General features: G+C 66.7%; 23 protein-coding genes and 1 pseudogene. 14 read left to right on the top strand and 10 right to left on the bottom strand.

Annotated elements, in window-relative coordinates; translation table 11 throughout:
• A pseudogene (locus AC07OQ_RS08160) lies at nt 1–71 on the bottom strand (XRE family transcriptional regulator); the annotation flags it as partial.
• 916 nt (nt 72–987) lie between these two features.
• Here AC07OQ_RS08160 and pilB point away from each other — a divergent pair.
• From pilB to AC07OQ_RS08190, 6 genes are all read left to right on the top strand, one after another.
• On the top strand, nt 988–2715 hold the full coding sequence (gene pilB, locus AC07OQ_RS08165) for a type IV-A pilus assembly ATPase PilB (protein WP_495052610.1): 1728 nt from the start codon (nt 988–990) through the stop codon (nt 2713–2715).
• A 33-nt stretch (nt 2716–2748) separates the two neighbouring features.
• Nucleotides 2749–3969, top strand: a complete 1221-nt coding sequence (locus tag AC07OQ_RS08170; protein WP_495052611.1) for a type II secretion system F family protein — start codon at nt 2749–2751, stop codon at nt 3967–3969.
• A 16-nt stretch (nt 3970–3985) separates the two neighbouring features.
• The gene (locus AC07OQ_RS08175) at nt 3986–4915 is read left to right on the top strand and encodes a prepilin peptidase (protein ID WP_495052612.1); all 930 of its coding nucleotides are present in this window, start codon (nt 3986–3988) and stop codon (nt 4913–4915) included.
• The gene (gene coaE, locus AC07OQ_RS08180) at nt 4915–5508 is read left to right on the top strand and encodes a dephospho-CoA kinase (protein ID WP_495052613.1); all 594 of its coding nucleotides are present in this window, start codon (nt 4915–4917) and stop codon (nt 5506–5508) included. Before AC07OQ_RS08175 ends, coaE begins: the two co-directional genes overlap by 1 nt.
• A gap of 82 nt (nt 5509–5590) precedes the next feature.
• Entirely contained in the window at nt 5591–6346 is a 756-nt protein-coding gene (zapD, locus tag AC07OQ_RS08185) for a cell division protein ZapD (RefSeq protein ID WP_495052788.1), read from the top strand.
• Nucleotides 6343–6546, top strand: coding sequence for a DNA gyrase inhibitor YacG (locus AC07OQ_RS08190; RefSeq protein WP_495052614.1), 204 nt, complete (start codon nt 6343–6345; stop codon nt 6544–6546). Before zapD ends, AC07OQ_RS08190 begins: the two co-directional genes overlap by 4 nt.
• Here the strand turns inward: AC07OQ_RS08190 and AC07OQ_RS08195 are convergent.
• From AC07OQ_RS08195 to tal, 3 genes are read right to left on the bottom strand one after another with little or no spacing between them, the layout of a single operon-like run.
• The gene (locus tag AC07OQ_RS08195) at nt 6535–7155 is read right to left on the bottom strand and encodes an HAD family hydrolase (protein WP_495052615.1); all 621 of its coding nucleotides are present in this window, start codon (nt 7153–7155) and stop codon (nt 6535–6537) included. The two genes, AC07OQ_RS08190 and AC07OQ_RS08195, sit on opposite strands and share 12 nt — an antisense overlap.
• On the bottom strand, nt 7152–8777 hold the full coding sequence (pgi, locus tag AC07OQ_RS08200) for a glucose-6-phosphate isomerase (RefSeq protein WP_495052616.1): 1626 nt from the start codon (nt 8775–8777) through the stop codon (nt 7152–7154). The genes AC07OQ_RS08195 and pgi overlap by 4 nt, the downstream gene beginning before the upstream one ends.
• Complete coding sequence (gene tal / locus AC07OQ_RS08205; RefSeq protein ID WP_495052617.1) at nt 8777–9727, bottom strand: transaldolase; 951 nt, start codon at nt 9725–9727, stop codon at nt 8777–8779. Before tal ends, pgi begins: the two co-directional genes overlap by 1 nt.
• A 134-nt stretch (nt 9728–9861) precedes the next feature.
• On the opposite strand from tal, the gene zwf reads away from it, so the two are divergent.
• Together zwf and AC07OQ_RS08215 are read left to right on the top strand one after the other, a co-directional pair.
• On the top strand, nt 9862–11307 hold the full coding sequence (gene zwf, locus AC07OQ_RS08210; protein ID WP_495052618.1) for a glucose-6-phosphate dehydrogenase: 1446 nt from the start codon (nt 9862–9864) through the stop codon (nt 11305–11307).
• A 94-nt stretch (nt 11308–11401) separates the two neighbouring features.
• Nucleotides 11402–12262, top strand: coding sequence for a MurR/RpiR family transcriptional regulator (locus AC07OQ_RS08215; protein WP_495052789.1), 861 nt, complete (start codon nt 11402–11404; stop codon nt 12260–12262).
• Nucleotides 12263–12265: 3 nt separating this feature from the next.
• Here the strand turns inward: AC07OQ_RS08215 and AC07OQ_RS08220 are convergent, their stop codons facing one another.
• The 6 genes from AC07OQ_RS08220 to AC07OQ_RS08245 are packed head-to-tail and all read right to left on the bottom strand — an operon-like array spanning nt 12266 to nt 16190.
• A complete protein-coding gene (locus AC07OQ_RS08220) occupies nt 12266–12577 on the bottom strand; it encodes an STAS domain-containing protein (RefSeq protein ID WP_495052619.1) in 312 nt (103 codons plus the stop codon).
• Nucleotides 12578–12597: 20 nt separating this feature from the next.
• On the bottom strand, nt 12598–13245 hold the full coding sequence (locus AC07OQ_RS08225) for an MlaC/ttg2D family ABC transporter substrate-binding protein (protein ID WP_495052620.1): 648 nt from the start codon (nt 13243–13245) through the stop codon (nt 12598–12600).
• Nucleotides 13246–13303: 58 nt separating this feature from the next.
• Nucleotides 13304–14077, bottom strand: coding sequence for an MlaA family lipoprotein (locus AC07OQ_RS08230; protein WP_495052621.1), 774 nt, complete (start codon nt 14075–14077; stop codon nt 13304–13306).
• Complete coding sequence (gene mlaD / locus AC07OQ_RS08235; protein ID WP_495052622.1) at nt 14074–14553, bottom strand: outer membrane lipid asymmetry maintenance protein MlaD; 480 nt, start codon at nt 14551–14553, stop codon at nt 14074–14076. The genes AC07OQ_RS08230 and mlaD overlap by 4 nt, the downstream gene beginning before the upstream one ends.
• Before the next feature lie 27 nt (nt 14554–14580).
• Entirely contained in the window at nt 14581–15357 is a 777-nt protein-coding gene (mlaE, locus tag AC07OQ_RS08240) for a lipid asymmetry maintenance ABC transporter permease subunit MlaE (RefSeq protein WP_495052623.1), read from the bottom strand.
• The gene (locus AC07OQ_RS08245) at nt 15354–16190 is read right to left on the bottom strand and encodes an ABC transporter ATP-binding protein (RefSeq protein WP_495052624.1); all 837 of its coding nucleotides are present in this window, start codon (nt 16188–16190) and stop codon (nt 15354–15356) included. The genes mlaE and AC07OQ_RS08245 overlap by 4 nt, the downstream gene beginning before the upstream one ends.
• A 306-nt stretch (nt 16191–16496) precedes the next feature.
• On the opposite strand from AC07OQ_RS08245, the gene AC07OQ_RS08250 reads away from it, so the two are divergent.
• The 6 genes from AC07OQ_RS08250 to AC07OQ_RS08275 are packed head-to-tail and all read left to right on the top strand — an operon-like array spanning nt 16497 to nt 24079.
• Nucleotides 16497–16940 carry a type IV pilin protein gene (locus AC07OQ_RS08250; protein WP_495052625.1) on the top strand — a complete coding sequence of 148 codons (444 nt, stop codon included), beginning with the start codon at nt 16497–16499 and terminating at the stop codon, nt 16938–16940.
• Nucleotides 16934–17542 carry a GspH/FimT family pseudopilin gene (locus AC07OQ_RS08255; RefSeq protein ID WP_495052626.1) on the top strand — a complete coding sequence of 203 codons (609 nt, stop codon included), beginning with the start codon at nt 16934–16936 and terminating at the stop codon, nt 17540–17542. Before AC07OQ_RS08250 ends, AC07OQ_RS08255 begins: the two co-directional genes overlap by 7 nt.
• Before the next feature lie 43 nt (nt 17543–17585).
• Nucleotides 17586–18038 (top strand): type IV pilus modification protein PilV, encoded by a 453-nt coding sequence (gene pilV / locus AC07OQ_RS08260; protein WP_495052627.1) that lies wholly within the window; start codon nt 17586–17588, stop codon nt 18036–18038.
• A gap of 13 nt (nt 18039–18051) precedes the next feature.
• Nucleotides 18052–19095 (top strand): PilW family protein, encoded by a 1044-nt coding sequence (locus AC07OQ_RS08265; RefSeq protein WP_495052628.1) that lies wholly within the window; start codon nt 18052–18054, stop codon nt 19093–19095.
• Nucleotides 19089–19727 carry a pilus assembly PilX family protein gene (locus tag AC07OQ_RS08270; protein WP_495052629.1) on the top strand — a complete coding sequence of 213 codons (639 nt, stop codon included), beginning with the start codon at nt 19089–19091 and terminating at the stop codon, nt 19725–19727. Before AC07OQ_RS08265 ends, AC07OQ_RS08270 begins: the two co-directional genes overlap by 7 nt.
• Before the next feature lie 32 nt (nt 19728–19759).
• Nucleotides 19760–24079: a pilus assembly protein gene (locus AC07OQ_RS08275; protein ID WP_495052630.1), complete on the top strand. Its 4320-nt coding sequence runs from the start codon at nt 19760–19762 to the stop codon at nt 24077–24079.
• Nucleotides 24080–24084: the final 5 nt, after the last annotated feature.

Genomic DNA, 24084 nt, shown 5'->3' on the forward strand with positions numbered 1-24084 from the left:
ATCTCGCGGATGGACAGCCGCTCCCGCAGCGCCCATCTCCTGATGACACTTAGTGTCGCCACGTCAATCACTCCAATACTCCTGCCGCAATTTGCGGCAGGCTAGGGTTCATACGTGGGTCAGGTTTGAACGGAAATCAGTGACGGTTGAGGGTCAGTTCTTGCCGGAAATCAACAATGTTGACCTCTGACAGTTACGGTCCAGGGTCTATCCATGTGTTTTAGTCAAAACAGGCGCGCATCAGGGCCGCTAGCACCGGCCCTCCGGAAGCTGAAATCAGTGGCAAATCAGTGGCAGATTGGGCATTTCTGCCACTGCACGCAGCTACGCGCAACAACACGAAGCCAAACGCAAGTTGTTGATTTAAAATGACTTGGCTATTTTCTAGGAGCACGCGGAAGCTCAAAAATAGAAGTCATGACCCATTCGGGACGTAGAGGCCGGAGGTTCGAATCCTCTCACCCCGACCAGAATTTCCTTGCAAGTCGAGGATCCACGAAGCCCCTGACACAGGGGCTTCGTTATTTCCAGCCTACGTGGCGGCAAATTAGCGGCAGAACCATGTCCGCCCCCGCCCCACCTTCATGCGGCCCCGATGCTCCCCAGACGCCGCGCCTCAAGCATCGCCGCATTCGCAGGCATCTTGCGAGGACCTCTCACCGCGCATCTATAAGGGCCAAGCCCCCGTCCGCTTGAACAGCAACGCGCCACATCCGCAGGTCATGGCTGCCAACAGCACCGCAGTATTCGCTTAAGTTGCCCGCCCAACGGCCGATGACCGGTTTGAGCCTCCAACGCCCACCCCGGGGCTCCCGCCCTGATGCCTACAAACATCAGTCAAGGCCACCCATCACGGAATCGTGAGCTTCGGCACGGTCGGACATGCGCTCCGGGTACGGCTCGGTTTACAGTGGAAAATCCCTGGGCAATGATGACCCGCTGCGTCGGCAGCGTCCTTCTTGATACCCGGCAACAGCGCAACCGTCGATGAATGTGGACACATCCCTGATCGAGCCGCCCCACTCCGCCCTGTCGGGCGTCGCACGTGTGCTCGTGCATGCGGGCAAGTTGCCCGCCAAGACGGCAGAGGACCTGGCACGCCAGGCGCGCGAGAAGAAGACCAGCTTTGTGGCCGCCGTCATGGCGGCCAATGCCGTCTCATCCTTCGATCTTGCCCATACCTTGTCGTCCGCTCTGGCAATCCCGCTGGTGGACCTGGGTGCGATGGATGCGCAGCGCATGCCCGGCAACGTCATCGACAGCAAGTTGGCCCTTCAGTATCAGGTTGTTGTGCTGGGGCGCCGTGGCAATCGCCTGTTCATCGGCGGCGCGGACCCGACCGACCAAGAGGTGGTGGAACGCATCAAGTTCGCCACCCAACTGGCGCCGGAGTGGGTGATCGTCGAGTACGACAAACTGCTCAAGCATCTGCAGGGCACCGGCGCGAGCGCGGCCGAAACCCTGGAATCGATCGCCGGCGGCGACTTTGATTTCGATATTGCCGAGGAGGATGCCTCCCCCGAGCAGGAGAGTGCCGACATCTCCGACGTCGAGGACGCGCCGGTGGTGCGCTTCCTGCAGAAGATGCTGGTGGACGCCATCAATATGCGCGCTTCCGACCTGCATTTCGAGCCCTACGAATATCACTACCGTGTGCGCTTCCGCGTGGACGGCGAACTGCGCGAAATCACCCAGCCACCGATCGCCATCAAGGACAAGCTGTCCTCGCGCATCAAGGTGATCTCGCGCCTGGACATCGCCGAACGCCGCGTACCGCAGGACGGGCGCATGAAGCTGAAGTTCGGCAGCAAGGCCATCGACTTCCGCGTCAGCACCTTGCCGACCCTGTTCGGCGAGAAGATCGTGATCCGTATCCTGGATCCCTCCTCGGCCAAGCTGGGCATCGAGGCATTGGGCTACGAGAAGATCGAGAAGGAACGGCTGCTCGCCTGCATCGGCCGTCCCTACGGCATGATCCTGGTCACGGGTCCAACCGGCTCCGGCAAGACCGTGTCGCTCTACACCTGCTTGAATATCCTGAACCAGCCGGGCGTCAATATTTCGACAGTCGAAGACCCGGCCGAAATCAACCTGCCCGGCATCAACCAGGTCAACGTCAACGACAAGGCCGGCCTGACCTTCTCCGCGGCCCTGAAGTCCTTCCTGCGCCAGGATCCCGACATCATCATGGTCGGCGAGATCCGTGACCTGGAGACGGCCGACATTGCCATCAAGGCCGCACAGACCGGCCATATGGTGATGTCCACCTTGCACACCAATGACGCGCCGACCACGTTGACCCGTTTGCTGAACATGGGCGTGGCCCCGTTCAACATCGCCTCCAGCGTGCTGCTGATCACGGCACAGCGTCTGGCGCGCCGCCTTTGCGAACATTGCAAGGCAGCAGCCGAGTATCCCCGCGAGGCCCTGCTGCGCGCCGGTTTTGTCGAAGATGAGTTGGACGGTAGCTGGAAGCTCTACAGGGCCGTGGGCTGCTCGAGTTGCAACAATGGGTATCGAGGACGTGTCGGTCTTTACCAAGTGATGCCGGTCACCGAGGCGATTCAGCGCATCATCCTGGCCGAGGGAACGGCCATGGACATTGCCGTCCAGGCGCGTACCGAAGGTGTGCGTGACCTGCGGCAGTCCGGCCTGGTCAAGGTGAGAGCGGGCGTCACCACACTTGAAGAAGTGCTGGCGGCCACCAACGAATAAGCAACGGGACGGGCTCCCCCCGCTGGAGGTGATATGGCAACAAGCGCGATAGCCAAAAACGTGAAGGACTTTGTCTTCGAGTGGGAAGGCAAGGACCGCAACGGCAAGACCGTGCGCGGCGAACTGCGGGCCGGCGGCGAGGCCATGGTCAACGCTACCTTGCGCCGCCAGGGCATTCTGGTCAACAAGGTCAAGAAGCGCCGCGCCGGCGGCGGCAAGGCCATCAAGCAGAAGGACATCGCGGTCTTCACGCGCCAACTGGCGACGATGATGCGCGCCGGCGTGCCCCTGCTGCAGTCCTTTGACATCGTTGCGCGCGGCAGCACCAATGCGCGCATGACCCGGCTGCTCAACGAGATCCGCCAGGATGTCGAGACGGGCACGAGTTTGTCGGCCTCCTTCCGCAAGCATCCGATGTACTTCGATGCGCTGTACTGCAATCTGGTCGAGGCCGGGGAGGCGGGCGGTATCCTGGAGGCACTGCTGGACCGGCTGGCGATATATCAGGAAAAGACGGTCGCGATCAAGAACAAGATCAAGTCGGCCCTGACCTATCCGATCGCCGTGCTGGCGGTGGCCTTCGTGGTGGTGGCGATCATCATGATCTTCGTGATCCCTGCCTTCAAGGAGGTGTTCACCTCCTTCGGTGCCGATCTGCCCGCGCCCACCCTGATGGTGATCGCGATGTCGGAGTTCTTCGTCAGTTACTGGTGGGCCATCTTCGGCGCGCTGGGCGGCGGGATCTATTTCTTCATCCAGTCCTGGAAACGCTCGGAGAAGATGCAGAAGGCCATGGACCGGCTGCTGCTGAAGATCCCCGTGTTCGGCGATCTGCTCTACAAGTCGGCCGTGGCGCGCTGGACCCGCACGCTGGCCACCATGTTCGCTGCGGGCGTGCCGCTGGTCGAAGCGCTGGACTCGGTGGGGGGCGCCTCCGGCAATGCCGTGTTCTCCGAGGCCACCGAGAAGATCCAGCGCGATGTCTCCACCGGCTCGGCCCTGACCACCTCGATGCAGAGCACCGGCATCTTCCCGACCATGGTGCTGCAGATGGCCGCGATCGGCGAGGAGTCGGGCTCGCTGGACCATATGCTGTCCAAGGCCGCCGAGTTTTACGAGGACGAGGTCGACGAGGCCGTCAAGGCGCTGTCCAGCCTGATGGAGCCCTTCATCATCGTGATCCTGGGCACCATCATCGGCGGCATCGTGGTCTCGATGTACCTGCCAATCTTCAAGCTCGGCCAAGTGGTCTGATTCCCATCCCCTATCCATGACGCAAGAGCTTGAATGGTTGTTGTCGCCCTATGGCCTGGGCGTGCTGGGCCTGTGCATCGGCAGTTTCCTGAACGTGGTGGCACACCGCCTGCCGCTGATGATGGAGCGGCAATGGCTGGCCGAGGCCGGCGAGCAACTGGGCGACAGCGCCGAGCTGCAGCGCTGCGGCCTGGCCCAGCCGCAGGCCGATAAGCTGGCCGGCGCCGCGCAGGACCTGAGCCGTCGGCTGGGGGAAATGCCCGCCCTGGGCATCTCCCGACCCCGCTCGCGCTGCCCGTCCTGCGGCCATCAGCTCGCCTGGCACGAGAACCTGCCGCTGCTCGGCTGGCTGCGACTGGGCGGCCGCTGCGCGGCCTGCAAGGCCCGCATCTCGGCGCGCTACCCGCTGATCGAACTGGCCACCGGCCTGCTGTTCGCGGCCGTCGCCTGGCGTTTCGGTGCCCAACCCAGCAGCCTGCTGTGGTGCGGCTTCGCCGCCTGCCTGGTGGCACTGGCCGCAATCGACTGGGACACCACCCTGCTGCCCGATTCGCTGACCCTGCCGCTGCTGTGGGCCGGCCTGGCGGCGGCCCTGCTCGGATGGATTCCCGTTTCCCTCAGCAGTTCGCTGACCGGCGCCATGGTCGGCTACCTGTCGCTCTGGTCGGTCTACTGGCTGTTCAAGCTGGCCACCGGCAAGGAAGGCATGGGCTACGGCGACTTCAAGCTGCTGGCGGCGCTGGGCGCCTGGCTGGGCTGGCAGATGGTGCTGCCCATCGTGCTGGGCGCCTCGCTGATCGGCGCCGTCGTCGGCATCGCGATGAAGCTCAGCAGCGCGCTGCGCGAGGGCCGCTATGTGCCCTTCGGCCCCTTCCTGGCCGGCGGCGGCCTGGTCGTGCTGTTTGCCGGTCCGGAGCGCGTCCTGTCCTGGCTGGGCTGGGCCTGATGACCTTGCGCATCGGTCTCACCGGCGGCATCGGCAGCGGCAAGAGCACGGTGGCCGCCCTGCTGGCCGAAGCGGGCGCCGCGCTGGTCGACACCGATGCGATCTCGCGCGGGCTCACCGCATCCGGCGGCGCGGCCATGCCGGCCATCGCGGCCGCCTTCGGCAGCGCCATGGTGGCGGCCAACGGCAGCCTGGACCGGGCCCGCATGCGTGCCGCGGTGTTTGCCGATCCGCCCGCCCTGCAGCGCCTCGAGGCCATCCTCCACCCGCTGATCGGCGCCGAGACCGAGGCCCGGGCCGCGGCCGCCGGCCCGGGCGTGTCGATCGTCTTCGACGTGCCGCTGTTGGTGGAATCGGGCCGCTGGCGCCCGCGCGTGGACCGGGTGCTGGTGGTCGACTGCGAGGAAGACACCCAGATCCGGCGCGTGATGGCGCGCTCCGCCTGGACGCGCGAAGCGGTCGAGGCCGTGCTGCGCCAGCAAGCCGCGCGCACGCTGCGTCGCGCCGCGGCCGACGCCATCATCTACAACGAAGGGCTGAGCCTGGACGCGCTGCGCGCGCAAGTCCTGACCCTGGCCGCACGCTGGGGCTAAGACCTACACGGGGCGCCGGTCGCTTGTGAAACAATCGACCCCAAGCTCGGCACTGTCAGCCGGCATGCAAGGAATGGCCCCCTTGGTCCTCTACGAATACCCGTTCAACGAAAGCATCCGCACGATGCTGCGCCTGGAGCATCTGTTCGACCGACTTGGTCAGCTGATTGCCCGCGAGACGCCACTGGACCACCACTTCGCCCTGGTCACGATTTTCGAGATCATGGATGTGGCCTCGCGCGCCGACCTGAAGTCCGATCTGCTGAAGGAACTGGAGCGCCACAAGGCCCAGCTCAACAGCTATCGCGGCAACCCGGCCATTGCCGAGGAGGCGCTGGACGAGGTGATACGCCGCATCGACCACGCCTTCACCGGGCTGAACCAGCTCAACGGCAAGGCCGGCCACGCGCTCACGGCCAACGAATGGCTGATGAGCATCCGCAGCCGCATCAGCATCCCCGGCGGCACCTGCGAGTTCGACCTGCCGGCCTACTACAGCTGGCAGCAGCTGTTGCCGGTGCGCCGCCGCAACGACCTGATGCAATGGACCCAGAGCCTGATGCCGCTGGCCGAGGCCCTGCAGGTGCTGCTGGGCCTGCTGCGTGACTCCGGCGCCCCCCACAAGGTGGCGGCCCAGGGCGGACAGTTCCAGCAGAGCCTGCCGGCCGGCAAGACCTACCAGCTGTTGCGCATGCGCCTGGACCCGAGCCTGGGCCTGATTCCCGAGATCAGCGGCCACCGCCTGATGATCAATATCCGCCTGATGCGCCAGGACGAGGAAGGCCGCCTCAAGCCGGCGCAGCAGGATGCCAGCTTCGAGCTGACCCTTTGTGCATGAGCGAGCAGAAGCCCCCCGCCCCCAAACCCCGCATCGTGCCCTGCCCCACCTGCGGCGGGGACAGCGTGTTCGCGCCCAGCAATCAATGGCGCCCCTTCTGCAGCGAGCGCTGCCGCCAGATCGACCTGGGCGCCTGGGCCAGCGAAAGTTTCCGCGTGCAGGCCGCGCCGCCCAGCGATGACCAGGACCTAGAGCAGTAGGCCCAGCTCGCGCAGTTGCGGCCGTGCGGCCTCGGCCGTCGTGAAGTGCAGGGCCTGCCAGCCGACCGACCGAGCGGCCTCGATATTGGCCGGATGGTCGTCCAGGAACAGGCAGCTCTCGGGCGCCACACCGAAGCGCTCGACCGCCAGCCGGTAGATCTCCGGCCCCGGCTTGGACCGCTTGACCCGGCCCGAGAACAGGCCCGTCTCGAACCACCGATGCAGCGGATGGTGACGCTCGAGATGGTCCGCATAGGGCTCGGGCATGTTGGACAGGAAGAACAAGCGGTGGCCCGCCGCCTTCAGGTCCTCGATCAAACCCACCGTCTCGGGCAGCAGTTGCAGCTCGTCGGGCACCGCCGCCACCACCTGAGTCACCTCATCACGCGGCCAGCCGGTGCGTTCGGCAATGCGCGAGCTCACCTCCTCGGCGCCGATCAGGCCCTGATCGAAGGCGCCCCAGTCGCCGGCGTAATGCTGGAAGAAGGTGGCTGCCACGGCTTTGCCGGCCTCGAGATCGGCCACGCGATGCGGCCAGACGCGCGCCAGAAAACTGGGCGGGTGCCAGCGGAACAGCACGCCGCCGAAATCGAACACCACGTTCATCATGCGCGTAGCCTCTCCATCAGACCGGCGGTCGATCCGTCCAGGCCCACGACATCACCGCTCGCCAGCCGCGGCAGCAGGCTGTTGCACAGGGCCTTGCCGAGCTCGACACCCCATTGGTCGAAGCTGTTGATGCCCCATAGCGCGCCGGTGACGAAGATGCGGTGCTCGTAGAGCGCGATCAGCGCGCCCAGCGAGCGCGGGCTCAGGACATCCAGCAGCAGCGTCGTGCTGGGCCGGTTGCCCGGAAAACTGCGGTGTCGCGCCACGGTCAGCGCGCCCAGCGATTTCGACGCGGTCGGCGCCTTCTCCTGCAGCGCCTCCTCCACCGCCTTGCCCTGCATCAGGGCCTGCGACTGGGCCAGGCAGTTGGCCAGCAGTTTCCGGTGCTGGTCCTGCAGCAGCGCGGCCAGCTCGCCCCCCATGGGGTCGCCGTACCTGGGATGCTTGACCGCGATGAATTCGACCGGGATCACGTCCGTGCCCTGGTGCAGCATCTGGAAATAGGCATGCTGGCCGTTGGTGCCGGCCTCGCCCCAGACCACCGGGCTGGTGCCATAGGGCAAGACCTGGCCCTCGCGATCCACCCCCTTGCCGTTGCTCTCCATCTCCAGCTGCTGCAGATAGGCAGGCAGGCGGCGCAGCCCCTGGTGGTAGGGCGCCACCGAACGGCTGGTGAAGCCGTGGAAATTGCGGTACCAGATGTCGATCAGGCCCTGCAGCACCGGCAGGTTGCGCGCCAGCGGCGCCTGCCGGAAATGCTCGTCCATCGCATGCGCGCCGTCCAGCAGCGCGCGGAAGTTGTCGGCCCCGATCGCGATCGCGATCGGCAGGCCGATCACCGACCACAGCGAATAGCGGCCGCCCACCCAGTCCCAGAAGCCAAAGCTGGTGGTGATGCCGAAGGCTGCCGCGGCCTCGGTGTTGCTGCTGGTGGCGACGAAATGGCGCGCCACGTCGCCGCCGCCATTCTTCAGGAACCAGGCCTTGGCGGTACGGGCGTTGGCCAGGGTCTCCTGGGTCGTGAAGGTCTTGGAGGCGATCACGAACAGGGTCCGGCTCGCGTCCAGGCCGCGCAGCACCGCGGCCAGGTCGTGGCCGTCGACGTTGGAGACGAAATGCAGGCGCTGCCCCGGCTGGGTATAGGCGTCCAGCGCCTGCACCACCATCGCCGGGCCCAGATCGCTGCCGCCGATGCCGATATGCACGATGTCTCGGATGCCGCTGGCCGCCTGGTCGCGCACGCCCTCGGCAAAGGCCAGCATGCGCGCCAGCGCCTCCTGCACCTCGTCGCCGAACAGCCCCTGCCCGGCCGGCGCGCGCAGCGCCGTGTGCAGCACCGCGCGGCCCTCGGTGTGGTTGATCGGCGCGCCCCTGAACATCGCCTCGCGTTGTGACTCCAGATCGCAGTCGCGCGCCAGTTGCAGCAGCAGCTCCAGCGTGGCCGCGTCGATGCGGTTCTTGGACAGATCGGCGAACACCTCCGGCGCCTGCAGCGACCAGGCCGCAAAGCGGCCCGCATCGCTCGCGAAAGCCTCGCGCAGGTCGAAACCCCGGCCCTGCTTCAGATACAGGTCCTGCAGCGCGCCCCAGGCCGGGCTGTGGTCACAACGCGAATACACCATCAAAGCGCCTTTTCGATCATCTGGTCCAGCTTGGCCGAGTCGACGGCAAACAGGCGGATGCCTTCGGCCAGCTTCTCGGTGGCCATGGCGTCCTGGTTGAGGGCGAAGCGGAAGCCCGCTTCGTCGAAGGAGACCGCGGGAATGTCGGCCCGGCGGGCGGCTGCCGCGTCCAGCATGCGCGGCAGCGGAGTCTCGCTGGCCTGCAGCTGGCCCAGCAGATCGGGGCTGATGGTCAGCAGGTCGCAACCGGCCAGCGCCTGGATCTGGCCCACGTTGCGGAAGCTGGCGCCCATCACCTCGGTCTGGATGCCGTGCTTCTTGTAGTAGTTGAAGATCTGGGTCACCGACCTGACGCCAGGATCGTTGACGCCCGCCTGGGCTGCCTCGTCCCAGGCGGCACCGGCGCTCTTCTTGTACCAGTCGTAGATGCGGCCCACGAAGGGCGAAATCAGCCGGATGCCGGCGGCCCCGCAGGCCACGGCCTGGCAGAAGGAGAACAGCAGGGTCAGGTTGCAATGGATGCCCTCGCGCTCCAGCTCGGCGGCGGCCTGGATGCCTTCCCAGGTGGAGGCGATCTTGATCAGCACGCGCTCGCGCGGGATGTCGGCGGCTTCGTACAGACCGATGATGCGGCGCGCGCGGGCGGTGGTGGCTGCCTTGTCGAAGGACAAGCGGGCATCCACCTCGGTCGAGACGCGGCCCGGCACCACCTTCAGGATCTCCAGGCCGAAGCGCACCAGCACCCGGTCGACGATCTCGTCCAGCGCCAGGCCCTTGTGCGTGGCCACCGTGTCGTTCAGCAGCGGCGCGTAATCGCTCGACTGCACCGCCTTCAGGATCAGCGAGGGATTGGTCGTCGCGTCGCGCGGCGCGAACTGGGCCAGCTGCAGGAAGTTGCCGGTATCGGCGACGACGGTGGTGTGGGTCTTCAGTTGTTCGAGCTGGTTCATGATCGGTACGTCCAGTGGGTGACAGTCCCTATTAGAACCGCCTGGGCGGTCCGGATTGACCCCTTCAAGAAACTCGTGCATCATAAATCCGGTAACTTCGTTACATCAACGAAACATTCGAAAAAGCTCCGCGCATGTCATTCGATCTCGTGTTCTTCGGCGGTACCGGCGACCTCACCTGGCGCAAGCTGATGCCGGCCCTGTTCCAGGCCTTCCGCCACGGCAAGCTGCCCGAGGGCGGCCGCATCCTGGCCGTCGCGCGCGACGACATGCCCGACGAGCGCTATCGCGAATGGCTGAAGGAGCGCTTCCGCGAGGTCGAGGGCCCCAAGCGCCCCAGCGACGAGGAGTTCGAGCGCTTCGCCGCCCTGCTGCATTACCGCCGCATGGACCTGTCGCAGCCCGAGCATTACCAGCGCCTGAAGGAATGGCTGGCCGAACGCCAGGCCGACACCGTGGTGCTCTACCTCGCCACCAGCCCGCATCTGTTCACCCAGATCTGCGAGCAGCTGGGCGCGGCCGGCCTGAACGAGCCGCGCGTGCGCGTGGTGCTGGAGAAGCCGCTGGGCCATGACCTGGCCAGCGCCCAGCAGATCAACAAGGTGGTGAGCGCGGTGTTCTGCGAGGAGCAGGCCTTCCGCATCGACCATTACCTGGGCAAGCCTTCGGTGCAGAACCTGATGGCGCTGCGCTTCGGCAATGCGCTGTTCGAGCCGCTGTGGCGCCGCGAGAGCATCGCCAACATCCAGATCACCTTGGCCGAAAGCCTGGGCGTGGGCACGCGCGGCCCCTTTTACGACGGCACGGGCGCGCTGCGCGACATGGTGCAGAACCACGCGCTGCAGCTGCTGACGATGATCGCGATGGAGCCGCCGTCGACCAACGACGCCGATGCGATCCGCGACGAGAAGCTCAAGGTGCTGCGTTCGCTGAAGCCCTTCACCGCCGACTCCGTCACCCGCGACGTGGTGCGCGGCCAGTACCGCGCCGGCACGGTGGACGGCAAGGCCGTGGTGTCCTATCTCGACGAAGGCAGGATCCCGGCCGAAAGCGCCACCGAGACCTTCGTCGCGCTGCGCACCGAGGTGCAGAACTGGCGCTGGGCCGGCGTGCCCTTCTACCTGCGCACCGGCAAGCGCCTGGCGGCGCGCGACGCGCAGATCGTCGTCAATTTCCGCCCGGTGCCCCATCCGATCTTTCCGGGCGTCAACCAGCCGAACCGCCTCGTGATCAAGCTGCAGCCCGAGGACGGCCTGGAGCTGCAGCTGCTGGCGGCCAAGGGTGGCGCCCATGGCGAGGCGCTCTCGCCGGTCTCGCTGGACCTGGACTTCGACAAGGCGTTCGCGGCCAACCGTGTCGGCGCCTACGAGCGCCTGCTGCTGGATGCGATCGCCGGGCGTCTGAACCTGTTCGTGCGCAGCGACGAGCAGGAGCAGGCCTGGCGCTGGGTCGAACCCATCCTGGATGCCTGGGCCCGCGACAGCTCGGGGCCGCGCACCTACACGGCCGGCTCCTGGGGCCCGCCGGCCGCCAGCGCGCTGGTGGCGCGCGACGGTTTCGCCTGGGCGGAGGAACAATGATGGGTAGCCGCGCGGCGCCGGGCCGCCCCAGGCAAGCGGCCGTCCCCTCGGGGGACCGACTGCGGCACGCCGCAGCCGAGGGGCAGACATGAGCATGCTGGAACGCATCAAGGCGGCCCTGCCCGCCCTGCCCCCCGCCGAGCAGCGGGTGGCCAAGCTGTTGCTCAGCGATGCGCGCGCCTTCGCCAGCCTGCCGGTCAGCGAGCTGGCCGACCGCTCCCATGTCTCCAAGCCCACCGTGGTGCGCTTCTGCCGCAGCGTCGGCTATGACGGCCTGGCCGACTTCAAGCTCAAGCTGGCCGGCAGCGTCAACGAGGGCGTGCCCTTCGTGCATCGGGCGGTGGACGAGGACGACAAGCCCGGCGACCTGATCGTCAAGGTGGTGGACAACGCCGTCGCCGCGCTGCTGCATTACCGCAACGACGCGGCCGGCCATGCCTTCGAGCGCGCCATCACGGCGCTCGCCGAGGCCGGGCGCAACGGCCGGCGCATCGAGTTCTATGGCGTCGGCAACTCCGGCATCGTGGCGCAGGATGCACAGCACAAGTTCTTCCGCCTGGGCGTCAACACCATCGCCTGCAGCGACGGCCATGTGCAGCTGATGAGCGCAACCATGCTGCAGCCGGGCGACTGCGCGGTGATCATCAGCAATTCGGGGCGCAGCCGCGACCTGATGGATGCGGCCGAGATCGCGCGCAAGAAGGGTGCCACCACCATCATCATCACCGCGAGCGGCTCGCCGCTGGCGGCGATGGGGCAGGCGCCGGGCCAGGTCTTGCTGGCCGTGGACCATCCGGAAGATTTCGACCGCTACAGCCCGATGGTGTCGCGCCTGCTGCACCTGACCGCAGTGGACATCCTGACCACCGGCGTGGCGCTGCAGCTGGGCCCCAGGCTGCGCCCGCTGATGCAGGAGATCAAGCGCAATCTGCGCAGCAAGCGCTACGCCGCCTGACGCTCAGGCGCCATCCGGCAGCACGGCGGCGGGCCAGAGCAGTTCGGCCACGCCATAGACGCGTGCCAGCTCGCGCAGTTTGTCCGGCGCGCCGTGCACCTCCAGGGTCAGGCCTTGCAGGCCGCACAGCCGTGCCGCCTGCAGCAGCAGGGTCAACGCCGCCGAGTCGAACTCGCGCAGCTCGCCCGCATTGAGCCGCACGGTCTGGCCCGCGGCGTTGCCGACCTGCGCGGCCTCGGCGCGCAGGCTGGCCTGCAGGCCGGCCCACAGGGCCGGCGCCTGCTCCAGCCGGATGCTGGCCGGCAACTTCAGCATCGCCGCTGACATGGCGGCGCTCAGGACTTGGCGGCCGGGCCGGCCGCGGCCTTTGCGTTGCGGTCGGCCAGGGCCTTGATCAGGCCGTCGATGCCGTTGGCACCGATCTCCTGGGCGAAGCTGCTGCGGTATTGATCGGCCAGCCAGATGCCCAACACATTGACGTCGTAGATCTTCCAGATGCTGCCGACCTTCTCCAGGCGGTAGTCCAGCTGGATCGGCTCGCCCTTGCCGCGCACCTCGGTGCGCACCACCACTTCGGTGTCATCGGGGCTGGCGCGCAGCGGCTTCAGCGCAATGGTCTGCTCCTTCACCTGGGTCAGCGCGCCGGCATAGGTGCGCATCAGCAGAGACTTGAACTCGTCCTGCAGGCGCTTTTGCTGCTCTGGGCTGGCCTGGCGCCAGTAGCGGCCGACGGCCGTGGCGGTGATGCGCTGGAAATTCACATGCGGCATGACCTTGGCGTCCACCAAGGCGATGACCTTCTGGACGTCGCCGTTCTGGATGCCCTTGTCGGCCTTGACCGCTTCGATGGTTTCCAGCGAAAGCTGGCGGATCAGCAGATCGGGGGCGCTGGCATCGGCAGCACGCGCGGCAGGCAACATGGCCCCCGCCAGGCCCAGGGCCAGCAGGCCGCGCATCAGCGCGCGCTTGGAGACAACAGACATGGGTTTCCTTTCACTTTTGAGGCAGACCACCCCACAACGCGCAGGGGTGCTCGCCGGTTCACTGGCCGGCCTGGGGGCTCGCCGTCGGGGATGTAGGCGTCAGCACTTCGTAATCGTCCTTGCTTTCCCGCTCGATGCTGCCACGACGTGTCAGGTAGGCATCGCGGATGAAGGTGTACTTGTCCAGTGCGATGCCGTCTAGCATCTCGCCGGCGCGCAGGAAGTTGGAGCGGGCATTGACCGTGCTGAGCGCCGTCAGCGCCACCTTGGCCCGGCCATCGTCCAGCACCACGGAAGGGCTGGCCATCCAGTCCAGCGGCATGGCGATCGAGTCCCGCACCGAGGAGGGACCGAGCAGCGGCCAGACGATGTAGGCGCCGGTCCCGGCGCCCCAGCGCCCGAAGGTCGTGCCCATGTCCTCGCTGTGGCGCTCCAGGCCGGCCTCGGAGGAAATGTCCAGCAGGCCCGCGAAGCCCAAGGTCGAATTGACCGCCACCCGCATGGTTTGCTGCACACCGGTCTGAAAGCGCCCCTGCAGGAACAGGTTCACCGCCGACCAGGCATCGCGCAGATTGCCAAAGAAGTTGTCGACATTCTGGCGGATGGGCGCCGGCACCACCTCGCTGTAGGCGGTAGCCACCGGCTTCAGCACATGTTCGTCGAGTTTCTCGTTGAAGCCGAACACCTTGCGGTTCCAGTTCTCCCAGGGATCGAGTTGCTGGCCCTGTGAACCCGGGCCCTTCATGCTGGCGCAGCCGGCCAGACCGAGCACCAGCAGACCCAGCAACATCAATCGGCGCCAAGACAGGGGGGCGGCTGGCGTGTCGCTCATTTCTTCTCTCCGTTGGCACTGCCCATGTCTGCCGCCTTGCTGTTGATGAATTGGCCGATCAGGTTCTCCAGCACCACGGCCGATTGGGTCAGCTTGATGCTGTCGCCGGCAGCCAGGTTCTTCTCGTCCGCGCCGGGCTCCAGGCCAATGTACTGCTCGCCCAGCAGCCCCGAGGTCAGGATCTTGGCCGAACTGTCCTTGGGAAAGGCGACATTCTTGTGCAGATTCAAAACGACCCGCGCCTGGAAGGTCTTGTCGTCAAAGCCGATCGATTCCACCCGGCCCACGACAACACCGGCACTCTTGACCGCCGCACGCGGTTTCAGCCCGCCGATATTGTCGAATTTGGCCGTCACCCGATAAGTTTCATCAAAGTCAAGGCTGAGTAAATTGCCGGCCTTCAGGGCCAGGAACAGCAGGGCCGCGCCACCCAGCAGCACGAAGAAGCCCACCCACGCATCGTGACGAGACTGCATCCCATCTCTCCCTAATCTCAAATCAACTCAAATCGAAAACATCATCGCCGTCAGCACGAAGTCCAGCGCCAGCACCGCCAGCGAGGACAGCACCACCGTGCGCGTGGTCGCCTGAGACACCCCCTCCGGCGTGGGCTTGCAGGCATAGCCCTGCAGCAGCGCCACGAAGCTGACCGTCACGCCAAACACCAGGCTCTTGATCACGCCGTTGCCGACATCGGCGAACACGTCCACGCCGCCTTGCATCTGCGACCAGAAGGAGCCGGCGTCGACACCGATAAGTACCACACCGACCAGCCAGCCGCCAATCACCCCGACGGCAGAGAACACCGCCGCCAACATGGGCATGGCGATCACGCCGCCCCAGAAACGCGGCGCCAGCACGCGGCGGATCGGATCCACCGCCATCATTTCCATCGCGGTGAGTTGCTCGCCCGCCTTCATCAGGCCGATCTCGGCCGTCAGCGAGGTGCCGGCCCGACCGGCGAACAGCAGCGCCGTGACCACCGGCCCCAGCTCGCGCACCAGGCTCAATGCCACCAACAGGCCCACGGCCTCGGCCGAGCCATAGCGCTGCAGCGTGTAATAGCCCTGCAGCGCCAGCACGAAGCCGACGAACAGGCCCGAGACGCCGATGATGGACAGCGACCGGTTGCCCAGGAAGAACACCTGTTCGCGCACCAGGCCAAAGCGCAGCAGGGCCGTGCCGCTGCGCGCCAGCAGTTGCAGGAACAGCCGGGTGCTCCAGCCGATGTCGACCAGTTGCAGACGCAGCGCGCCGCCGATGTTGGCCAGCAGGTTCATGCCGCGCTCCCGACGCCAAAGTCCTCGGCCACCGGCACGGCCGGCTGGTGGAAATGCACCGGTCCGTCGGCCTGTGCGCCGACGAACTGCTGCACCAGCGGATCCTCGCTGTGGCGCAGCTCATCGGGCGTGCCCTGCGCGACCACCCGGCCGTTGGCAATCATCGCCACCTGGTCGGCGATCGCGAAGGTCTCGTGCAAGTCATGCGAGACGATGATGCTGGTCAGGCCCAGCGCGTCGTTCAGGTCGCGGATCAGCCGCGCCGCCACGCCCAGCGAGATCGGATCCAGGCCCGCAAAGGGTTCGTCATAGAGCACCAGATCCGGGTCCAGCGCGATCGCGCGCGCCAGCGCCACCCGGCGCGCCATGCCGCCGGACACCTCGGACGGCATCAGGTCGCGCGCACCGCGCAGGCCCACGGCGTTGAGCTTCATCAGCACCAGATCGCGGATCATGGCCTCCGGCAGCCGGGTGTGCTCGCGCAGCGGAAAGGCCACGTTCTCGAACACCGACAAGTCGGTGAACAGGGCGCCGAACTGGAACAGCATGCCCATGCGGCGGCGCACGGCGTAGAGCTGCTCCTGGTTCAGCGCCGCCAGATCCTGGCCGTCGAACAGCACCTGGCCCTTCACCGGCTTGAGCTGCCGCCCCAGCAGGCGCAGCACCGTGGTCTTGCCACCGCCCGAGGTGCCGATCAGGGCCAGCACCTTGCCGCGTTCCAGCCGCAGATTGACCTGCTCAAGAATCAAACGATCGCCATAGCCGCAGCTGACGTCGCGCAACTCGATCAGGGGAACTGCGGAAGCTGCCGATACCGTTTGTTGTGGGGCCATGAGGCACGCGATAGCAGGGCCGCGCGGCCCCTGGATGACAAAAGAGCGTGCATCATAGGGGAAAGCACGAGTAGCCGCCCTTTACAAGGCCGATCTGCCGCGCTCGTGGCTTGGCTGTCGTTTGTTTGCATTTGCTTTCAAACGGCACGTTGCGACACAAAAAACCCGACCCATTTCCCCATGAATTCGTGCGGCATTTCACAAATCGCCGCCGCCCGACCGCCCACGCCCGATCAGGCCCGATAAGTGGCGCGCACGCCGCCCCGTTCGCCTACAAAATGGGGCAGGGACGGATAAATGAGAATCATGACGTTTAAACCCGGGCACGGCCTTCGCCCTCCGCAACAGGGCTTCACCTTGATCGAGCTGATGGTGGCCGTGGCCATCGTCGCGATCCTGGCCTCGGTGGCCCTGCCTGCCTATACCGACTATGTGACGCGCGGCAAGATTCCCGAAGCCACCGCGCGCCTGTCGGTCCTGCAGGTGCAGATGGAGCAGTTCTTCCAGGACAACCGCAGCTATGTGGGCGCGCCGGCCTGCAATAACGATTCCGGCACCAGCAAGTACTTCAACTTTTCCTGCGCCTCGAAGAGCGCCACGGCCTTTGTGCTGCAGGCCGAGGGCAAGGATTCGATGGCCGGCTTCACCTACACGGTGAACCAGGCGGGCGCCAAGGCCACCACCTCGACCCCCTCGGGCTGGAGCACGGCCGCCACCTGCTGGATCACCAAAAAGGGCGGCATATGCTGAGGCGACCCGGCGGCCAGCGCGGCGTCGGTCTGATCGAAGCCATCGTGACCCTGGTGGTAGCCGGCCTGCTGCTGGCCATGGCGATGCCCTCCTTTTCCGTCTGGCTGCAGAACAGCCGCATCCGCCAGACCGCGGAATCCATCCTGGCAGGCCTGCAGTTCGCCAAGTCGGAAGCCACCACACGCAATGCCCTGGTGCGCTTCCAGCTGACCAGTTCGGTGGGCGACGACTGCGCCATCAGCGGCACCGGCAGCAGCTGGGTCGTGGATGTGGTGGACGCTGCCGACGACTCGGTGGAGGGGCGCTGCAATGCCGCGCCCTCGGACAGCGAAGCCCCGGGCATCCTGATGGTTCGTTCGGCCGCCGAAGGTTCCGGCGACACCCGGGTGCAGGCGACGACGGCCGCCCTGGTCTTCAACGGCCTGAGCCGGCTCTCCCCGGCACCGAACGGCAACATCACGATCAATGTCGGCAATGCCGACGCGCAGCGCTGCGCCGCGAATGGCGGGGACCTGAGCTGTCTGCGCATCGTCGTGACGACCGCCGGCCAGGTCCGCATGTGCAACCCGCGTTTCGCCGCCGGCGATCCGCAGGCCTGCTGACATGAGGCGCCTAGCCTACCCAGGATCGAGGGCCGGTGGCTTCATGCTGCTGGAGGTCTTGGTCGCGCTGCTCATCTTTGCCGTGGGTGTGCTGGGCCTGGTCGGACTGCAGGCGAACGCCATCCAGCAGTCGACCCAGGCCAAGTACCGGGCGGACGCGACCTTGCTGGCCAACGAGCTGATCGGGCAGATGCGGGTCTCGAACCGCGGCTTCGCCGGGATCCGCGACGACTTCGGCAGCAACGGCAATGGGCGGGCGCTGGGGCACTGGAAGACGCGCGTGGCCAATGTCCTGCCGGGCGCGGACGCGCTCCCGCCCAGGGTCGACGTCGAGCAGATCGATCCCATGCCGGCCCTGGTCGGCGCCGGCGCCAGCGCGGTGGCCGCCGGCTTGACCCCCAGCACGCGGGTGACGATCACGCTGCGCTGGAAAGCGCCCAAGGACGCGAGCTCGGGACCGCCGCGCAGCGTCGTCGTGGTCACCGAGATCAAATAACGGGGAGTCGCGGGTGCAAAAGGCAGCAATCCAACGGGCAGCAATCCAACGCCAGCGCGGCATCAGCCTGATCGAGCTGATGGTCGGCATCGTGGTGGCCATGGCGGCGGTGGTCGTCGTGATGCAGGTCTTCAAGGTCTCCGAAGGCGCGCGGCGCACCACCACCGGCAGTGACGACGCCCAGACCGTCGGCGCCATCGCCCTGACCGTGCTGCAGCGCGATCTGCGCCAAGCCGGCCAGGGGCTAAGCAATCTCAACCTGCTCGGCTGCAACCTGACCCTGCCCGCCGGCTGGCCCTTCAACGCACTGGCACCCGTGACGATCAATCACGCCAGCATCCCGGCCGGCGACCCCGATACCGACACCCTGCTGATCGCCTACGGCAGCGGGCTGGGTTCGCCCGAGGGCGACCGCATCAACACGCAGCCGGGCAGCAATGTCTACGCGGTGGCCACCACCTCGGCCTTCCGCAGCGCCGACCGCGTGGTCGTCGCCCCGACCGCCCGTGCCACGCCCTGCGAGCTGATCCTGACCCAGGTCACCGGGCAGCCCGAAGCGCCCCATGTCACGGTGGCCACGGGCATGGTGGGCGCGGCCAACGGCACGCTCTACAACTGGGGCCAGACCCCGCGCATCGCCGCTTATGCGGTGCGCAACGGGCACCTGACCAGTTGCGACTTCCAGACCCGGGACTGCCGCTCGTCCGCGGCGGCCAACTGGCCCGAGGTGGCCGCCGGCATCGTCAGCCTGCGGGCGCAGTACGGCCGCGACACCAGCACCGCGCGCGACGCCGTCGTCGATCTCTACGACCAGACCACGCCCGGCAATGCCTGCGGCTGGACCCGCGTCGTGGCCTTGCGCCTGGCCGTGGTCGCGCGCAGCGGCCAGTACGACAAGGAAACGGTGCTGCAGACCACGCCCGCCTGGGCCGCGGGCGCCAGCGCGCCGATCGTGCTGCAGGACGGCTGGGAGCATTACCGCTATCGGACCTTCGAGACCACCGTGCCGCTGCGCAATGTGCCGGGGCCGGGCTTTGCCGACATCGACCTATGCTGAGCCGCTACCCCAAGCCCGAGCGCCAGCGCGGCGTGGTGCTGCTGCTGTCCCTGATCGTGCTGGCCGCCATGTCGCTGGCCGCCATCGGCCTGATGCGCTCGGTGCTGATCAGCAACCGGGTCGCCGGGAACCTGGCCTTTCAGCAGTCGGCGACCCAGTCGGCCGATGTGGGGCTGGAGACCGCCATCGCCTGGCTGGAGCAGAAGGCGCGCGAACTGGAGGAGACACCCTCCAAGCAGAAGGTGCCGGCCAACAAGCTGTTCCAGGACATCGCCGCCGGCCCGGGCGAACCCTTCAGCTACACCGCGCGCCGCGAAGACCCGGCGCCCGGGCAGAGCTGGGAATCGTTCTGGAGCGGCAGCCTGCTGGCCAACCAGCGGGTCAACACCTTGCCGATGGACGCCGCCGGCAACACCGTGGCCTTCGTGATCCATCGGCTTTGCAATGGCAACGGCGACAGCCTGAACAGCGGCTGCGAGGCCTCCGCGGCGCTCGGCGCCTCGACCCAGACCAGCAGCAAGTCCAGCGGCATCAAGCTCCAGCTTCCCAGCCAGGTCTATTACCGCATCACCGTGCGGGTTCAGGGCCCGCGCAACGCGCTCAGCTTTGTCCAGGCCGTGGTCGCCATCTGAGCCCGGCTTCACCGACGCCCCCCGAGGTCGACATGAAATCCATCCGCATCTTCATCGCCGGCCTGCTGTGCGCGCTGGGCGCACCGGCCGCCCAGGCCGCCAACACCGACATCGCCTCGACGCCGCTGGTGGTCTCCTCGCCCACCAGCGTCAAGGCCAATCTGCTGTTCATCCTGGACGACTCGGGCTCGATGGATTTCGATTTCATGCCCGACCACGTCAACAGCGGCCTGTGCCGCTCCAAGGGAGCCGGCCTCGATGTCGGCGAAGCCTACAGCGGCAGCTTCACGAACCGCTGCTGCCAGGGTGGCAGCAGCACGGCGGCCTGCTGGGCAGGTGCGGCCCCCTTTGGCACGGACCGCGCCCACCCGCCGTTCCTGAGCAGCGGCTTCAACGGCATGGCCTACAACCCGGCGACCCGCTACCTGCCGCCGATCGATGCCACCGGCGCCGCCTACCCCAGCCAGGATCGCAGCGCGACGACCCAATGGACCCTGGTGAAGAACGACGCCTATGGCATCCAGAACAGCGGCAATATCAATCTGGTCAGCGGCTTCCCCGACACCGAATGGTGCACCGACGGCAGCTATACGAAATGCCTGCGCAATGGCAATTACGTGCTGCCCGGCAAGGTGGGCGGCGAGCTCTACAACAGCTACCGCGCCACCACGGCCAGCGGCGAAGGACTGATGGCCATCGGCGCGCCCGACGACGCGACGACCGAGACCCGCAAATGGGGGCCGCACTACTACCGCATCGTGCCCGGCGAGTACTGCGACGCCATGAACCTGCGCAACTGCCAGGCCACGGCCTCCTCCACCTACAGCCACCCCGCAGCGCTGCGCTGGTGCAGCAGCGACGCCGATGCCCGCGCCGCCAACCCGGCGGTCGGGTCCTGCCAGGCGGCGCGCACCGATGTCTATGCGCACGCGCGCTACCCCACCAAGGTGTTCACCACCGGCACGCCGGCGACCGAGGCTGCGCCGGCCGTACCGGCGCGGACCCATGTCTTCACGCTGGACATCAACGGCAGCTGCAACAGGAACAAGAAGATCGGCGTGGGCACGGTGCTGGTGAACGGTGTCGACCTGATGGGCGGCGTCGCGACCTCGCTGTACGGCAACGGCGACGAGAACAGCCTGGCGACCGACATACGCCGCAACATCAACGGCAGGACCGCGACCACCGGTTATTCGGCCAGCGGCACGGGCAGCAATATCGTGATCACGGCGCCGGTGTCCGCCGGCGATCTGACCGCAACGGCCTCGCTGAGCCGCGCCGCCGGCTCGCATGGCGACTGCAATCTCACGCCGATGACCACGCCGGCCTTCGCCGGCTATCAGGCCGAGGTCCCGGCCTCGCCCGGCGCCAAGGCCGGCTTTGCCGGCAGCTTCGAGCGGATCGACATCGTCCCGGAGCGCAGCAGCTATCCGAAGAGCATCGAGCGCAGCGACTGCGCCGGCACCACCTGCAGCTACGACGAGGAGATGAGCAACTTCGCGAACTGGTGGACCTATTACCACTCGCGCATGCAGTCGATGAAATCCTCCGCCAGCCGCGCCTTCGCCAATGCCGTCGGCAGCAACCGGCGCGTCGGCTACCTCAGCATCAACAACAACACCGGCGCCGACTTCCTCAACCTGGACACCTTTGAAGACACCGGCAGCTCCAAGCAGAAGAGCAACTGGTTCGGCAAGCTGTTCAAGGCCAAGCCCAGCAGCTCGACGCCGTTGCGCACGGCCCTGTCGCGTGCCGGCCGGCTCTACGGCGGGCGCCTCAACGACGCGCAGCTCAACGGCAGCACGGTCAAGGATCCGATGCAGTACTCCTGCCAGCGCAATTTCACCATCCTGTCGACCGACGGCTTCTGGAACGAGACGGCCACGCTGACCCAGTTCGACGGCACGACCGAGATCGGCGACCAGGACGGCGCCCTGGCCCGCCCGATGCTGGACGGCAACCAGGCCGGCAACACGCTGTCGGACGTGGCAGCCTACTACTACCGCACCGACTCGCGCACCGGCGACAGTGCCAAGAGCGAATGCAAGAGCGGCTCTTCCGGAGAGGATGTCTGCGGCAACAGCGCCGACAAGACCAAGGAGCCCGACGAGGTGCAGAACATGCGCACCTTCACCCTGGGTCTGGGTGCCTCCGGCTATATGCAGTTCAACAGCGACTACCTGAACGCCACGTCGGGCGACTTCTACGCGATCAAGCAGGGCTCCACACCCAACGCCGCGACCGGTGTCTGCAGCTGGGAGAGCGGCAGCAAATGCAACTGGCCGCTGCCCAGAAGCAACGAGCTGACCACCATCGATGACCTCTGGCATGCCGCCGTCAACGGCGGCGGCAGCTACTTCAGCGCCACGAACCCGACGACGCTCTATACCGGCCTGGCGACCGCCTTGAACGCGATCGATGTGCAGACCAAGGCCTCGGCGGCAGCCACCACCAGCAACCCCAATGTCTCGGCCGGCGACAACCAGCTGTTCGTCTCCAACTTCAGCTCCGGCGCCTGGTCGGGCGAACTGATGAGCCAGCGCATCAATGTCGAAACAGGCGCGGTGGACGACAGCAAGCAGGACTGGTCGGCGCGCGCCCTGCTGAACGCCAACACCAGCCGGACGATCTATATGTTCTCCGCCGGCGCGGGCGACAAGCTCAGGCCCTTCACCTGGAGCCAGCTCGGTGCCGACGAGCGGGCCTATTTCTCGAAGGACCATCTGCGCGCCACCGGCCGGGCCCTGAGCCAGTTCTGCGACGTCGGCATCTACTGCCTGACGGCCGCGGACCAGACGCTGGCGGCCGGCGAGCCGCTGCTCAACTTCCTGCGCGGCGACCGCAGCAACGAGGGCGATCCGAGCCAGGCGTCGCGCTACTTCCGCCAGCGCAGCGATGTGCTGGGCGACATCGTCAATTCCGAGGCCGTGTTCGTGAAACAGGCCATGTTCAACTACGCCGATGCCGGCTACAGCGCCTTCCGGGCCGCGACCAACAGCAGCACCAGCGGCCGCCAGGGCATGGTCTATGTCGGCGCCAACGACGGCATGCTGCATGCGTTCAGCGCCAGCACCGGTCAGGAACTCTGGGCCTATGTGCCCACGGCGGTGCTGCCCAAGCTCTACAAGCTGGCCGACAAGGAATACGCCAGCAAGCATGAGTACTTCGTCGACGGCACGCCGACGGTACAGGAGGTCCATATCGGCGGCCAATGGCGCACCCTGCTGGTCAGCGGCCTCGGGGCCGGCGGCCGCGCCTACTTCGCGCTCGATGTCACCGATCCGACCGCACCCAAGGCCCTGTGGGAGTTCACCCACGACAATCTGGGACTGAGCATGGGAAAGCCGGAGATCGGCAAGCTCGCCAACGGCAGCTGGGCGGTCTTCTTCGGCTCCGGCTACAACAATGTCTCGCCCGGCACCGGGCGGGGCTACCTGTTCGTCGTCGATGCCGCCAGCGGCAGCCTGCTGCAGAGCCTCGACACCGGCGCCGGGAGCAGCAGTGAGCCCAGCGGGCTGGCCCATATCCGCGCCTGGGTCGACAACGGCGATGCCGACAATACCGTGCAGCGCGTCTACGGCGGCGACAACCTGGGCAATCTCTGGCGCTTCGATGTCAACGACAGCATCGCGCCGGGCAGCGATGCACAGCGCCTGGCCACGCTGAAGGCGCCGGACGGCACGGCCCAGCCGATCACCTCGCGCCCCGAACTGGGCCAGGTCGGCAGCGTGCCCATGGTCTATGTCGGCACCGGGCGCTATCTCGGCCAGACCGACCTGTCGGACGCTACCCAGCAGAGCATCTACGCCATCAAGGACCGGCTCAACCAGCAGGACTTTGGCGATCCGCGCGACAAGGCCAACAAGTTCGTGGCCCAGGAGCTGAAGGTGTCGGCAAGCTGCCCGGAAGGCACCGCGGTCTGCAGCGCCGGTTCGACCGTGCGCACCAATGAAAACCCAAAGAGCGTCGACCTGGCGCACGACGGTGGCTGGTATGTGGACCTGCCCGCCGCCAGGGAGCGCGTCAACACCGACCCGCAGCTGGCCCTGGGCACCCTGGTGGTCAATTCGAACGTGATCGACACCGGCAATGTCTGCAAGGTCGGCGGCAGCAGCTTTGCCAACTTCCTGGACTACGCCACCGGCCGGCCGATCTCGACCGCGAAGGGGGTGGTCAGCGTGCCGCTGGGCAACGCCATCGCGACGCGCCCGGCCTTGATCAAGCTCCCCAACAACAAGGTGATCAGCGTGACCCGGCTTTCGGACAACCGCACGGTGTCGACACCGACACCGATCGAGCCCTCGGCCAGCAACACGCGCCGTCTTTCCTGGCGCGACCTGATCCAGGACTGAGCAGC

Source organism: Roseateles sp. GW821-FHT09B06 (assembly GCF_059418245.1).

What these genes read in the sequence shown, in the direction of transcription:
- pilB (WP_495052610.1), top strand. Translation starts at nt 988, where the DNA reads ATGAATGTGGACACATCCCTGATCGAGCCGCCCCACTCCGCCCTGTCG.
- AC07OQ_RS08170 (WP_495052611.1), top strand. Translation starts at nt 2,749, where the DNA reads ATGGCAACAAGCGCGATAGCCAAAAACGTGAAGGACTTTGTCTTCGAG.
- AC07OQ_RS08175 (WP_495052612.1), top strand. Translation starts at nt 3,986, where the DNA reads ATGACGCAAGAGCTTGAATGGTTGTTGTCGCCCTATGGCCTGGGCGTG.
- coaE (WP_495052613.1), top strand. Translation starts at nt 4,915, where the DNA reads ATGACCTTGCGCATCGGTCTCACCGGCGGCATCGGCAGCGGCAAGAGC.
- AC07OQ_RS08190 (WP_495052614.1), top strand. Translation starts at nt 6,343, where the DNA reads ATGAGCGAGCAGAAGCCCCCCGCCCCCAAACCCCGCATCGTGCCCTGC.
- AC07OQ_RS08195 (WP_495052615.1), bottom strand. Translation starts at nt 7,155, where the DNA reads ATGATGAACGTGGTGTTCGATTTCGGCGGCGTGCTGTTCCGCTGGCAC.
- pgi (WP_495052616.1), bottom strand. Translation starts at nt 8,777, where the DNA reads ATGGTGTATTCGCGTTGTGACCACAGCCCGGCCTGGGGCGCGCTGCAG.
- tal (WP_495052617.1), bottom strand. Translation starts at nt 9,727, where the DNA reads ATGAACCAGCTCGAACAACTGAAGACCCACACCACCGTCGTCGCCGAT.
- zwf (WP_495052618.1), top strand. Translation starts at nt 9,862, where the DNA reads ATGTCATTCGATCTCGTGTTCTTCGGCGGTACCGGCGACCTCACCTGG.
- AC07OQ_RS08215 (WP_495052789.1), top strand. Translation starts at nt 11,402, where the DNA reads ATGCTGGAACGCATCAAGGCGGCCCTGCCCGCCCTGCCCCCCGCCGAG.
- AC07OQ_RS08220 (WP_495052619.1), bottom strand. Translation starts at nt 12,577, where the DNA reads ATGCTGAAGTTGCCGGCCAGCATCCGGCTGGAGCAGGCGCCGGCCCTG.
- AC07OQ_RS08225 (WP_495052620.1), bottom strand. Translation starts at nt 13,245, where the DNA reads ATGTCTGTTGTCTCCAAGCGCGCGCTGATGCGCGGCCTGCTGGCCCTG.
- AC07OQ_RS08230 (WP_495052621.1), bottom strand. Translation starts at nt 14,077, where the DNA reads ATGAGCGACACGCCAGCCGCCCCCCTGTCTTGGCGCCGATTGATGTTG.
- mlaD (WP_495052622.1), bottom strand. Translation starts at nt 14,553, where the DNA reads ATGCAGTCTCGTCACGATGCGTGGGTGGGCTTCTTCGTGCTGCTGGGT.
- mlaE (WP_495052623.1), bottom strand. Translation starts at nt 15,357, where the DNA reads ATGAACCTGCTGGCCAACATCGGCGGCGCGCTGCGTCTGCAACTGGTC.
- AC07OQ_RS08245 (WP_495052624.1), bottom strand. Translation starts at nt 16,190, where the DNA reads ATGGCCCCACAACAAACGGTATCGGCAGCTTCCGCAGTTCCCCTGATC.
- AC07OQ_RS08250 (WP_495052625.1), top strand. Translation starts at nt 16,497, where the DNA reads ATGACGTTTAAACCCGGGCACGGCCTTCGCCCTCCGCAACAGGGCTTC.
- AC07OQ_RS08255 (WP_495052626.1), top strand. Translation starts at nt 16,934, where the DNA reads ATGCTGAGGCGACCCGGCGGCCAGCGCGGCGTCGGTCTGATCGAAGCC.
- pilV (WP_495052627.1), top strand. Translation starts at nt 17,586, where the DNA reads ATGCTGCTGGAGGTCTTGGTCGCGCTGCTCATCTTTGCCGTGGGTGTG.
- AC07OQ_RS08270 (WP_495052629.1), top strand. Translation starts at nt 19,089, where the DNA reads ATGCTGAGCCGCTACCCCAAGCCCGAGCGCCAGCGCGGCGTGGTGCTG.
- AC07OQ_RS08275 (WP_495052630.1), top strand. Translation starts at nt 19,760, where the DNA reads ATGAAATCCATCCGCATCTTCATCGCCGGCCTGCTGTGCGCGCTGGGC.